General features: G+C 60.3%; 12 protein-coding genes. 5 read left to right on the top strand and 7 right to left on the bottom strand.

All coding sequences use genetic code 11. The features are described 5' to 3' along the window. Positions 1 to 41: 41 nt before the first annotated feature. From F7R06_RS19015 to F7R06_RS19005, 3 genes are all read left to right on the top strand, one after another. The gene (locus F7R06_RS19015) at positions 42 to 1,118 is read left to right on the top strand and encodes a DUF748 domain-containing protein (RefSeq protein ID WP_090317555.1); all 1,077 of its coding nucleotides are present in this window, start codon (positions 42 to 44) and stop codon (positions 1,116 to 1,118) included. A 195-nt stretch (positions 1,119 to 1,313) separates the two neighbouring features. Beyond that, the gene (locus F7R06_RS19010) at positions 1,314 to 2,159 is read left to right on the top strand and encodes an AAA family ATPase (protein WP_090317552.1); all 846 of its coding nucleotides are present in this window, start codon (positions 1,314 to 1,316) and stop codon (positions 2,157 to 2,159) included. 18 nt (positions 2,160 to 2,177) lie between these two features. Further along, on the top strand, positions 2,178 to 3,356 hold the full coding sequence (locus F7R06_RS19005; protein ID WP_090317549.1) for a vWA domain-containing protein: 1,179 nt from the start codon (positions 2,178 to 2,180) through the stop codon (positions 3,354 to 3,356). A 43-nt stretch (positions 3,357 to 3,399) separates the two neighbouring features. Here F7R06_RS19005 and F7R06_RS19000 read toward each other — a convergent pair whose 3' ends face one another. The 4 genes from F7R06_RS19000 to F7R06_RS18985 all read right to left on the bottom strand — a co-directional run bounded on the left by F7R06_RS19000 (position 3,400) and on the right by F7R06_RS18985 (position 7,130). Further along, positions 3,400 to 4,320: a 5-oxoprolinase subunit C family protein gene (locus F7R06_RS19000; RefSeq protein ID WP_090317546.1), complete on the bottom strand. Its 921-nt coding sequence runs from the start codon at positions 4,318 to 4,320 to the stop codon at positions 3,400 to 3,402. Beyond that, entirely contained in the window at positions 4,317 to 5,021 is a 705-nt protein-coding gene (locus F7R06_RS18995) for a 5-oxoprolinase subunit B family protein (protein WP_090317543.1), read from the bottom strand. Before F7R06_RS18995 ends, F7R06_RS19000 begins: the two co-directional genes overlap by 4 nt. Continuing rightward, positions 5,018 to 5,770 carry a 5-oxoprolinase subunit PxpA gene (locus tag F7R06_RS18990; protein ID WP_090317540.1) on the bottom strand — a complete coding sequence of 251 codons (753 nt, stop codon included), beginning with the start codon at positions 5,768 to 5,770 and terminating at the stop codon, positions 5,018 to 5,020. Before F7R06_RS18990 ends, F7R06_RS18995 begins: the two co-directional genes overlap by 4 nt. A gap of 73 nt (positions 5,771 to 5,843) precedes the next feature. Then, the gene (locus tag F7R06_RS18985) at positions 5,844 to 7,130 is read right to left on the bottom strand and encodes an MFS transporter (protein ID WP_090317536.1); all 1,287 of its coding nucleotides are present in this window, start codon (positions 7,128 to 7,130) and stop codon (positions 5,844 to 5,846) included. A 160-nt stretch (positions 7,131 to 7,290) separates the two neighbouring features. Here F7R06_RS18985 and F7R06_RS18980 point away from each other — a divergent pair, with 160 nt between their 5' ends. After that, positions 7,291 to 8,205 carry a LysR family transcriptional regulator gene (locus tag F7R06_RS18980; protein ID WP_090317533.1) on the top strand — a complete coding sequence of 305 codons (915 nt, stop codon included), beginning with the start codon at positions 7,291 to 7,293 and terminating at the stop codon, positions 8,203 to 8,205. Between the two features lie 47 nt (positions 8,206 to 8,252). Here the strand turns inward: F7R06_RS18980 and F7R06_RS18975 are convergent, their stop codons facing one another. The 3 genes from F7R06_RS18975 to F7R06_RS18965 are packed head-to-tail and all read right to left on the bottom strand — an operon-like array spanning position 8,253 to position 10,114. Then, positions 8,253 to 8,795 carry a DUF2937 family protein gene (locus tag F7R06_RS18975; protein WP_090317530.1) on the bottom strand — a complete coding sequence of 181 codons (543 nt, stop codon included), beginning with the start codon at positions 8,793 to 8,795 and terminating at the stop codon, positions 8,253 to 8,255. A gap of 12 nt (positions 8,796 to 8,807) precedes the next feature. Further along, on the bottom strand, positions 8,808 to 9,584 hold the full coding sequence (locus F7R06_RS18970) for a class II glutamine amidotransferase (protein ID WP_090317527.1): 777 nt from the start codon (positions 9,582 to 9,584) through the stop codon (positions 8,808 to 8,810). A 32-nt stretch (positions 9,585 to 9,616) separates the two neighbouring features. Next, entirely contained in the window at positions 9,617 to 10,114 is a 498-nt protein-coding gene (locus F7R06_RS18965) for an MFS transporter (RefSeq protein ID WP_090317524.1), read from the bottom strand. Between the two features lie 226 nt (positions 10,115 to 10,340). Here F7R06_RS18965 and F7R06_RS18960 point away from each other — a divergent pair, with 226 nt between their 5' ends. Next, on the top strand, positions 10,341 to 12,395 hold the full coding sequence (locus F7R06_RS18960; protein WP_090317522.1) for a S9 family peptidase: 2,055 nt from the start codon (positions 10,341 to 10,343) through the stop codon (positions 12,393 to 12,395). Positions 12,396 to 12,534: the final 139 nt, after the last annotated feature.

Raw genomic sequence — 12,534 nt, 5'->3', positions numbered from 1 at the left:
CACCGCAGTCAATCGCTATAGATCGCCAGAGAATTGCCATCATGAAACGTCGATACAGCTGGCCCTTGTGGACCTTCGCAGGCCTTGTCGTGCTGCTGGTTGCCCTGCACATCGCCCTGCCCTACCTGGTGCGCGATTACCTCAATGACAAGTTGGCGGACATGGGCGATTACCGCGGTCAGATCACTGACGTCGACCTGGCCTTATGGCGGGGCGCCTACAAAATCAACGGGCTGAAAATCGTCAAAGTCGACGGCAAGGTGCCGGTGCCGTTCGTCAATGCACCGTTGATCGACCTTGCGGTCAGTTGGCATTCGCTCTGGTACGACCATGCGGTGGTCGCACGGGTGCAGTTCATCAACCCTGAGGTGAACTTCGTCGATGGCGGAGCCAACAAGCAGAACTCACAAACGGGTCGAGGCACCGACTGGCGCGCCCAACTGGGCAAACTGCTGCCGATCACATTGAACGAAGTGCGAATTGACGATGGCAAGATCAGCTTCCGCAACTTCAATTCCAAGCCACCGGTGAACATGGATGCCACCAAGGTCAATGCCAGCATCTACAACCTGACCAACGTGGTGGATACCAAAGGCAAACGCGACGCCCGCTTCGAAGGAAAAGCCCTGTTGCTGGGGCAAGCGCCACTGGAAACCAGCGCAACCTTCGACCCCTTGAGCAATTTCGAAAACTTCGAATTTCGCCTGCGGGCCAAGGACATCGAACTCAGACGCATGAACGACTTCGCTTCGGCCTACGGCAAGTTCGATTTCAACGCCGGCCATGGCGATGTGGTCATCGAAGCGCAGGCCAAAAACGCCAAATTGACGGGCTATATCAAACCGCTGCTCAGGGATGTCGACGTGTTCAACTGGCAGCAAGATGTGGAAAACAAGGACAAAGGGATTTTTCGCTCCATTTGGGAGGCCATTGTCGGTGGTTCCGAGACCGTGCTGAAAAACCAGGGCAAGAACCAGTTTGCCACCCGGGTTGAACTCAGTGGCAACGTACATCAGCAAGATGTCAGTGCGTTTCAGGCTTTTTTGCAGATTTTACGCAATGGATTCATTCAGGCATTCAACGCCCGCTATGAAAGACCCAAGCCGGACGCCGGTTGATAGCCAGAACTCGACAGTGAATAGACGTTGCCCGGCAACCGCCGCGACCAGGTCAAGATGTGACGCTCCATTCAGAGACTGAATAAGCCGTCTGCGTTCACAGTTGACCGGGCACCGCGTTATAGTCGGGGCTGACCATTTATTGCGCCCCGCCCTGCCTCGTTCAGGTCGGCGTTACCGTTCGAGGATTAGCAGATGAAGTTCGAAGGCACCCAGGCCTACGTCGCCACCGATGACCTGAAGCTGGCGGTCAATGCCGCCATCACCCTGGAGCGGCCGTTGCTGGTCAAGGGCGAACCGGGCACCGGCAAGACCATGCTCGCCGAACAATTGGCCGAATCCTTTGGCGCCAAGCTGATTACCTGGCACATCAAGTCCACCACCAAGGCTCATCAGGGCCTCTACGAGTACGACGCGGTCAGCCGCCTGCGTGATTCGCAACTGGGCGTAGACAAGGTCCACGACGTGCGCAACTACCTGAAAAAGGGCAAGCTCTGGGAAGCCTTCGAATCCGAAGAGCGGGTGATCCTGCTGATCGACGAAATCGACAAGGCCGACATCGAGTTCCCTAACGACCTGCTGCAAGAACTCGACAAGATGGAGTTCTACGTTTACGAGATCGACGAGACGATCAAGGCCAAGAAACGCCCGATCATCATCATTACCTCCAACAACGAAAAAGAACTGCCGGACGCCTTCCTGCGCCGCTGCTTCTTCCACTACATCGCCTTCCCTGACCGCGTCACGCTGCAGAAAATCGTTGATGTGCACTACCCGGACATCAAGAAAGACCTGGTCAGCGAAGCGCTCGACGTGTTCTTCGACGTGCGCAAGGTGCCAGGCCTGAAGAAGAAGCCATCGACCTCCGAACTGGTGGATTGGCTGAAACTGCTGATGGCCGACAATATCGGTGAAGCCGTGCTGCGTGAACGCGATCCGACCAAGGCCATCCCGCCGCTGGCCGGTGCCTTGGTGAAAAACGAACAGGACGTGCAACTGCTTGAGCGCCTGGCGTTCATGAGCCGTCGCGGCAGTCGTTGATCATCTGGGGCAAATGCCATGCTGCTCAATCTGTTCAATGAAATGCGCGCAGCCAAGGTCCCGGTCTCGGTGCGCGAACTGCTGGACCTGATCAACGCGCTGAAACAGCGCGTGACCTTCGCCGACATGGACGAGTTCTATTACTTGTCCCGGGCGATCCTGGTGAAGGACGAAAAGCATTTCGACAAGTTCGACCGGGCCTTCGGGGCGTACTTCAACGGCCTGGAAAAACTCGACGACCATTTGCAGGCCCTGATCCCCGAAGACTGGCTACGCAAGGAATTCGAACGATCGCTGACCGATGAAGAGCGGGCGGCGATTCAGTCCCTCGGCGGTCTGGACAAGCTGATCGAAGAATTCAAGAAGCGCCTGGAAGAACAGAAGGAACGCCATGCCGGCGGCAACAAGTGGATCGGCACTGGCGGCACCAGCCCGTTCGGCTCAGGCGGGTTCAACCCGGAAGGGATCCGGGTCGGCGATGCCGGCAAGCGCCAGGGCAAGGCGGTCAAGGTCTGGGATCAACGCGAATACAAGAACCTCGACGATTCGGTGGAACTGGGCACGCGCAACATCAAGGTCGCCCTGCGCCGCCTGCGCAAGTTCGCCCGTCAGGGTGCAGCGGAAGAACTGGACATCGATGGCACCATCGATCACACCGCCAAGGACGCCGGCCTGCTGAACATCCAGATGCGTCCAGAGCGGCGCAATACAGTGAAGTTGTTGCTGCTGTTCGACATCGGCGGTTCGATGGACGCCCATGTGAAAGTCTGCGAGGAGCTGTTCTCGGCCTGCAAGACCGAGTTCAAGCATCTGGAGTACTACTACTTCCACAACTTCATTTATGAATCGGTGTGGAAGAACAACATGCGCCGCACTTCCGAGCGCACTTCGACCCAGGACGTGCTGCACAAGTACGGCGCCGACTACAAAGTAATCTTCATCGGTGACGCTGCCATGGCGCCCTACGAAATCACCCAGCCCGGCGGCAGTGTCGAGCACTGGAACGAAGAAGCCGGCTACGTGTGGATGCAGCGGTTCAAGGAGAAGTTCAAGAAGCTCATCTGGATCAACCCGTATCCGAAAGACACCTGGGGCTACACCTCCTCGACCAACATTGTGCGGGACTTGATCGAGGACCAGATGTATCCCCTGACCCTTCGCGGGTTGGAGGAAGGGATGCGGTTTCTGTCCAAGTAATCCGGTTGTTCTGCAGGAGCTGGCTTGCCAGCTCCTGCAAGGGTCAACTGAACCGGCTCAAATACTCGACCTGCTCGCGATGCGCCACGTCCTGCACCACCGGCCGCAACCGCACCTTCGCCCCCGGCAGACACTGTGCCAGCCGCGCCAGTGCCAATGGCGTCAACGCCCCCAATCGTGGATAGCCGCCAATGGTCTGCCGATCATTGAGCAGCACGATCGGCTGCCCGTCCGGTGGCACCTGAACGGCGCCCAGCGGGATGCCTTCGGAAATCATTGGCTTGCCCTGATACTGCAACGGCGTGCCCAACAGGCGAATGCCCATCCGGTCGGCGCGACTGTCGAGGTGCCATGGGTTGTTGAACGCATCGAACAGGCTCTGGCCACTGAACTCGCCGATTTGCGCCCCCAGCACCAGGTCCAGCGGCGCATCCAGCTGCAGATCCGGACGCTGATCCGCCGACAACTCCCGCAGCAGCATCACCGAGTTTCCCGAATAGCTCAGCGACTGACCCTTGCCCAACGGCCGGCCCATGCCATCCAGTCCACCGAGCGCTTCGCGCACCACCGTCGCGCTGCTGCCCAACACCTTCGGCGCATCAAACCCGCCCGGCGCGGCCAGATAGGCCCGGGCACCGAGCAACGGCTGGGTGAATTGCAGTCGTTGACCTTTGTGCAGCCTGAAGCTGCGCCACGGCGCCAGCGCCTCACCGTCCAGCTGCGCGCCAAGATCGGCACCCGCCAGCGCCAGCACGCAATCATCCTCGGCCACCACTGTGAACCCGCCGAGGGTGATTTCGATCACCGGTGCATCCAGCCTGTTGCCCAGCAGCCAATTGGCCCAGGACAGCGAACGCCAATCCAGCCCGCCGCCCTGGGTCACGCCCAGGTGTCGCACGCCAAAGCGCCCGGCATCCTGCAACAGGCACAGCGGCGTACTGGCTTCAATCTTCAGACGGCTCATGCCTGGCCCTCCAGTGGCGTGTCATCACCGCCCAGGTTGATGAACTCGGCGTGCCCCACCGCTTCGAAACGCACGGTGTCGCCCGGCTGCATCAGGCTGTAGCCGTCGCGGTGACGGTCGAACAGCTTGGCCGGCGTGCGACCGATCAGGTTCCAGCCCCCTGGCGACACCACCGGATAGGCCGCCGTTTGCCGTTCAGCGATGCCAACACTGCCAGCGGCGACCTTTTTGCGTGGTGTGTTCAGACGTGGCGCGGCCAGCACCTCCTCCACCAGTCCCATGAAGGCGAAGCCCGGTGCGAAACCCAGGGCGAACACCTGATATTCACGCTCGCTGTGCCGACGGATCACCTCTGCCACTGTCAACCCGCTGCGCTGTGACAACAGGCTCAGCTCCGGGCCGACGCTCAAGTCGTACCAGACGGGCAGGACATGACAGGTGCCGTGGGTTCGCGCGTTGGGCGACAGATCGATCAAGGCCTCGGCAATCAACTCCCGTGCCTGGGCCGGACTCATCGCGACAAGGTCGTAATGCACCATCAACGTGGTGTACGACGGCACCAGATCGATCAGATGTTCACCGAAAGCGCGGCGCAGACCTTCGCTGGCAGCGAGCATCCACGGCATGTTGGCTTCGGCGATTTCATCGAACAAACGCACCATCAAACAATCCAGCGCGACCACTTCCACCCGCAGTTTCATGACGCGCTCTGCTGATTCAAGGCCTCGCGAATGCGCTGCACGGCGGCCACCGAACTGGCGTTGTCGCCGTGCACGCACAGGGTGTTGGCTTGCAAATGCAAGGCGCTGCCGTCGCTGGCGGTGAGGGGATCGCCGCAGGCAATGATCAACGCCTGTTCGATGATCTTCTCCGGATCGTGGTGCACCGCGCCCGGCAGTTGCCGTGATACCAACATGCCGGCGCTGTCGTAAGCGCGATCGGCAAAGGCTTCGAACCACAGGGTCACGCCGTATTCATCGCCCATCCGCTGCGCGGCGCTGTTGTCGCGGGTGGCCATCAACATCAACGGCAAGCTGCGGTCATAAGCGGCCACGGTCTGCAACACCGCACGCAATTGCGCCGGGTTGGCCATCATGTCGTTGTACATCGCGCCGTGGGGTTTGACGTAACTGACCCGACCACCCTGCGCCCGGCAAATGCCGTCGAGGGCGCCGATCTGGTAATGCAGGATGTCCTGGAGTTCCTGAGCAGCGTAGGCCATGGAGCGGCGGCCGAAGCCCACCAGGTCCTGATAGGCGGGATGGGCGCCAATCTGTACGCCATGGCTGAGGGCCAGGCTGACGGTCTTGCGCATGATGCTCGGGTCGCCGGCATGGAAGCCGCAGGCGATGTTGGCGCAATCGATAAAGGGCATGACCTCGGCGTCCAGACCCATGGTCCAGTTGCCGAAACTCTCGCCGATGTCGCAGTTCAATAGCAGGCGGCTCACGGTGAACACTCCTGTAGGCATTATTCTTTTTAGCTGCGGGACAAATCTGTAAGACAGGCCCGCAGATTATCAGTTACCGGGCGTCGAGTTGCTTGCCACGGGTTTCCGGCAAACTCAGGGCCGCGAGGATCACCACGCCGTAGGAAACCGCCGCGAAGGCGCCGATTCCCACACTCAGCGGCACTTTCTGGCTGAGCAAACCGATCAGCAGCGGGAACAACGCCGCCAGCGCCCGGCCGATGTTGTAGCAAAAGCCCTGGCCTGAACCGCGAATCCGCGTCGGGAACAATTCGGTCAGGAACGCGCCCATGCCGCTGAAGATGCCTGAGGCAAAGAAACCCAGCGGGAAGCCCAGCCAGAGCATCACACCGTTGCTGACCGGCAGTTGGGTGTAGAGCAACACAATGGTGAAGGAGCCGACCGCGAACAGGATGAAATTCTTTTTGCGGCCGAGGATGTCGGTCAAGTAGGCACTGATGACGTACCCCACGTAGGACCCGACGATCACCATCGCCAGATAACCGCTCGTATTGAGTACGCTCAAACCGCGTTCGTTCTTTAGAAAGGTCGGCAACCAGGACGTGATCGCGTAGTAGCCACCCAACGCCCCGGTGGTCAGCAGTGAAGCGCGAATCGTGGTGAAGAGCATGCCGGGAGCGAAGATCTCGTAAAACTTCGACGGATTGCTCGGCTCCTGCCTGGCTTTGGCTTCGCGGTAGATTTCCGGGTCCTTGACCAGACGACGGACGAAGATCACGAAAATCGCCGGCACGATGCCAAGAATGAACAGCGCACGCCAGGCATCTTCGGCAGGCAACACCGAGAACAGCAGCGCATAGAGGATTGCCGTCAGCCCCCAACCCAGCGCCCAGCCGGATTGCACCATGCCGACGGCCTTGCCGCGATCCTGGGCGCGGATGACCTCACCCATCAGGACCGCGCCAGCCGTCCACTCACCACCGAAACCGAAGCCCATCAGGGTGCGAGCAATCAACAGCTGTTCGTAGTTCTGGGCAAAACCGCAGAGGAAGGTAAAGAAGGCAAACCACAACACCGTCAATTGCAAGGTACGCACGCGGCCGATGCGGTCGGAGAGAATGCCGGCCACCCATCCACCGATGGCCGAAGCGATCAAGGTGCTGGTGTGAATCAGCCCGGCCTGCCCGGTGGTGATGCCCCACATGGCAATCAGGGTCGGCACCACGAAGCTGAGCATCTGGGTGTCCATGCCGTCCAGGCCATAGCCGATCTTGCAGCTCCAGAAGGTGCGACGTTCTTGCTGATTGATGTTGCGATACCAATCGAAAGGTCCCGGACGCGCCGTGGCTTTCGCGATGAAGGGGGTGTCTGGCGCACTCATGGCAAATCTCCGCGCTGATTTTATTGGTATTGTTCTGAGCCCCGACGACGCCTATCGTGGGAACCGGATGCGTCGATTTTTGGGCTGCTTGCCCTGTGGCGTCCAACTAATAAAAACCCGCCCTAGACATAAGAAATCTTTATCCCCCCGAGCCAATCCCATGAACCTGAAGTTTCTCGAGACCTTCGTCTGGGTCGCCCGACTCAAGAGCTTTCGCCTGACCGCCGACAAACTCTTCACCACCCAGGCGTCAATCTCCAGCCGCATCGCCGTGCTCGAAGGCGAGCTTGGGGTAAAGCTGTTTCTGCGAGATTCCCGTGGCGTGAGCCTGACGCCGGAAGGCTTGAAGGTGCTCGATTATGCCGAGCAGATGATGGACACCATGCAGGCGTTGCGGCAGTCGATCGAGAACCGTTCGAGCAAGGCCGGACGCGTGCGCATCGGTGTGATGGACACGGTCATCCACACCTGGCTCAGCCCGTTGGTGGCCCAAATGACCGATCACTATCCACTGGTGGAGATCGAGCTGGTGGCCGATACCTCGCTGAACCTCTGCGATCAGCTGCAAACAGGCTTTCTCGATGTGATCCTGCAAACCGACCTGTTGCGCCAGGAAAGCGTCCGCAGCCTGGAACTGGCCAGCCATCCCATGGGCTGGATCGTCGCCAGTAATTCCCTCTATAACCGTGAGTATTCAGGCGTCGCCGATCTGGCGAATGAACGGATCATCACCTACTCGAAAAACTCTCATCCGCACCAGGAAGTGCTCGCGCTGATGCAGGCCAATGGCGTCATGGCGCCACGGCTCAACTGCGTTAACTCGGTATCGGCGATTACCCGATTGTTGCGCGATGGTTTCGGGATTGGTGCATTGCCGCCAGTGCTGGTGGCCGAGGAACTGGCGCGCGGGGAATTGACCTTGCTGGCCATCGACCAGCGCCCGCCGAACCTGCAGGTGGTGGTGTCGTGGCGGGTCGGGGTGGAGTGGGTCGAAGAGATTGTGGCGTTGTGTCAGCAGGTGCTGGAGGGGTATGCGCGCAGGGTGGGAGAAAGCTACATCGTATTGGCGGTCTAACAAATCTTGTGGCGAGGTCGCTTGCTTCCCCGCCACAAAGGCCGTGTTTACAACCCGCGCAAATCCCGTTCCTCGATCGGCCGACTCTGGCGCAGGCGCTTGCCGCCCAGCACCACCCAGTCAATCAGTCGGAACAGGCATTCCAGGCCGAACGACAGCAACATCGCGCCGCTCATGCCCCAGATCATCGCTTCCGGCGTCAACAGGATCTGGTAGCCGTAGCCATTCCAGGTTTCCTTGCGAATATCCGGATCGGCGGCCAGTACCACTTGCAGGAACCGGATGTACCAGGGGCCCTGCATCGCCTGGAACTGCTTGTCCAACGCCAGCTGACGGGTCAGCAGGTTGCTCAGGCTGTCGGCGTCGCTGCGGAAAATCGGGTCTTCGCTGGCACGATAATGGGCCACCAGGGCCTGCATATCGCCCTTGAAGAACTGATTGGCCGTGCCCTGAAAGCCGCTCAGGCTGGCCTGAGCTTCAATCAGATGGGCCTCCACCCGCTTGGCGTAATCATTGATGAACCCCGGCACCTGGACACCGATCAACAGGCCTGCCGCGAACAACACCAGCCGTAGATAACTGAGCAACATGGGGAAGAATCCTTATTCGGTCCTGCCCTGGCTGACGCATTCGCCGCGTCGCCACAGGCTCCATTGGCCCGGTTCGTAGCGGGTCCAGGTTTCGTTTTCGGTCAAGGGTTCGGTGGCGATCACCGTCACCACGTCGTTGGGGGTGGTTTCGGCCTGGAAGTCGACGATGACGTCGACGTCCTTCAGGCGCGCCGGGCCGAACGGGGCACGACGGGTGATCTGCGCCAATTTGGTCGAGCAATAGCAGAACAGCCAATCGCCGTCGCTGAGCAGGCAGTTGAACACGCCTTTGCTGCGGTATTCGGCACACGCGGCCACCAGGTCGGGCAGCAGTTCCTCGACCTCGACCGGCTCGGGGAACGCCGCCCGAACACGGTTGAGCAAATCGCAGAACGCCGCTTCGCTGTCGGTATCGCCCACCGGACGATAGAAACTGGCGCCCGGTTGAAAGTCCGCCAGTTGGCCGTTATGGGCAAAACACCAGTTACGGCCCCACAGCTCGCGCACGAAAGGATGGGTATTGGAGAGGCAGACCTTGCCGACGTTGGCCTGGCGGATGTGCCCGATCACCACCTCGCTCTTGATCGGATAGCGCTGAACCAGGTTCGCGACTTCCGATTCGCAGCTCGCCGCCGGGTCCTGGAACAAGCGCAAGCCCCGGCCTTCATAGAAGGCGATGCCCCAGCCGTCGCGATGCGGACCGGTACGGCCGCCACGCTGCATCAGCCCGGTAAAGCTGAACACGATATCGGTCGGCACATTGGCGCTCATGCCCAATAACTCACACATGCTCGGACTCTCGCTTCAGGCCAGGGGCGACGTTACAGACGGGGTTCGACCCGCATCCGCTGGGGATTGCTCGGCACAGGGGGACGCCCATAGCGATCGTCGCCGGCGCCGCCGAAGGCGCGTTCTTCTTCCGGCTCCTCGGCAAGCGCCGCGGCTTTGGCGGCTTCGGCCTTTTCCTTGCGTGCATTGGAGGCACGCTCGATCGGGAAGCGGATCGCCACGAACACCAGGTAAATGCCGAACGCGATCATGCCGTACATGAACAGATCGGAAATCGCCCGCCACGCGTTGTTGCCGACCTTGAACAACAGATCAAGGGCCGTAATGGCGATGGCCGGGGCGACCTTTTCCTTTACAGGGTCGATGATGGTCGGGGAAAACAGCAGCACCGCCACCAGCAGCCGTAGCGGCTCACGCAGCCAACGCCACATCCAGCGGGTGATGCGCATCCACACCAACAGGCAGCCCAAAGCGGCAAAGGCGTAGAGGCCCCAAGCGATCAGATAGTCGTTCTCGGTCATGGTGTCCATGGCAAGGCAGGCAAAGAGGCGCTTATGATAACGACTTTTCGTCCGTCAGGCTGCATCAATGGCAGCCGCTCGGGAGACAGTACCTGTGTGCGAGCTTGCTCGCGATGAGGCCAGCACATTCAGCATCCATACTGACTGTCAGAACGCTATCGTCGGAACGCCGCCCGGAGCAAACTCGCCCCCACAGGTTCAAAACCCCATTCCGTATACAGTTCGAGAGCCCTCCATGCCGCTATCCGCCACCCTTTACGACGCTCCGGTTGCCCACAAGGCCGAAGGTTCCGACCCGTATGCCTGGCTGCAAGAGCGCGATACCGATGCAGTGCTCGACTACCTCAAGGCTGAAAACAGCTATCAGGAGGCGCAAACCGCCGACCAGGCCGGGCTGCGTGAAACCCTGTTCGAAGAGATCAAGGGCCGGATTCTCGAGACCGACCTGTCCCTGCCCTCCCCGTGGGGACCTTACCTGTATTACACGCGCACCACGGCGGGTGACGAGTACGCCCGCCACTATCGCTGCCCGCGACCGGCCGACGACAGCCTGCAACTCGATGAAAGCCGGGAACAACTGCTGCTTGACCCGAACTTGTTGGCCAATGGCGGCTTTTTCTCCCTGGGTGCGTTCAGCATCAGCCCGGACCACCAGCGCCTGGCCTACAGCATCGACTCGACAGGCGATGAGATTTACACGCTGTTCGTGAAGGAATTATCCGACGGACGCGTCAGCGAACTGGAGTTCCAGAACTGCGACGGCAGCATGACCTGGGCCAACGACAGCCTGACCCTGTTTTTCGGCGAACTGGACGACACCCATCGTCCGCACAAACTGTACCGCTATCGCCTCGACGGCACGGCGGCCGAAGAAGTGTTTCATGAGCCGGACGGCCGGTTCTTCATGCATTGCTACCGCTCGAGTTCCGAGCAGCAATTGCTGCTGTCCCTGGGCAGCAAGACCACCAGCGAAGTCTGGGTACTGGACGCCAACCAGCCGCAACAAGCCTTCAGCTGCATCGCGCCACGGGTCGAGGATCACGAGTACGATGTCGACCACGGCGCGCGCAATGGCCAATGGACCTGGTTCATCCGCAGCAACCGCGATGGCATCAACTTCGCGTTGTATACGGCGATTGACCGTGGTGTGGCGCCGAACGAAGCCGATTGGCAGATACTGATTCCCCATAGCGACACCGTGATGATCGACGGCATGAGCCTGAATGCCGGGGCCATGACGCTCAGCCTGCGTGAAGGCGGCTTGCCGATCATCGAAGTTCACCCGCAAGACCTGCCGAGCTACCGGGTGCAACTGCCGGACGCGGCCTACAGCCTGCATGTGCAAAACAGCCTGGAGTTCGTCAGCGAGCGGATTCGGCTGCGCTACGAAGCGTTGAACCGTCCGGCGCAAATCCGCCAGTTGGAACTGAACACAGGCGATCAAAAAGTCCTCAAGCAAACCCCGGTGCTCGGCCCGTTCGACGCCGACGCCTATGTCAGCCAACGCCTGTGGGCCACCGCGCCGGACGGTACGCAGGTGCCGATCAGCCTGGTGGTCAAACGCGAAGCGCTCGGCAAACCGGTGCCGCTGTATTTGTACGGCTACGGTGCCTATGGCGAAAGTCTCGACCCGTGGTTCTCCCACGCACGCCTGAGCCTGCTCGATCGCGGCATGGCGTTTGCCATCGCTCACGTGCGCGGCGGTGGCGAACTGGGTGAAGCCTGGTATCGCGCCGGCAAGCAGGAACATAAACACAACACGTTCAGCGACTTCATCGCCTGCGCCGAACATTTGATCGCCAATGGCTTCACCAGCGCTGCGCAACTGGCGATCAGCGGTGGCAGCGCCGGTGGCCTGCTGATCGGTGCGGTGCTCAACCAGCGACCGGAATTGTTCGGCGCGGCGATTGCCGAAGTGCCGTTCGTCGACGTGCTCAACACCATGCTCGACCCGGACCTGCCGCTGACCGTCACTGAATACGATGAATGGGGCAATCCTGAGGAACCGGACGTCTATGATCGGATCAAGGCCTACGCCCCGTACGAAAACGTCTCTGCGCAAGCCTATCCGGCGACCCTGGTGATCGCCGGCTACAACGACAGCCGTGTGCAGTACTGGGAAGCGGCCAAGTGGGTGGCCAAGTTGCGCGCGACCAAAACCGACACCAACCCCCTGCTGCTCAAGACCGAACTGGGCGCCGGGCATGGCGGGATGAGTGGTCGATACCAGGGATTGCGTGACGCAGCGCTCGAATACGCATTTTTGTTCAAGGTTCTGGGGATTGCCTGAGGAACCTGGCCCGACGAACCGGTCTTAAGACCAGCACATCGTGCCCGATACAACGATAGATCCCTGTGGGAGCGAGCTTGCTCGCTGCCACAGGAGATTGGGGAAATCCGAACCTGGACACAACAAAAAAGACCGCACG

The organism is Pseudomonas moorei, assembly GCF_008801475.1.
Taxonomy (GTDB): domain Bacteria; phylum Pseudomonadota; class Gammaproteobacteria; order Pseudomonadales; family Pseudomonadaceae; genus Aquipseudomonas; species Aquipseudomonas moorei.
Note: the sequence above shows the minus strand (reverse complement) of the source record. Positions and strands in the feature narration are given on the sequence as shown.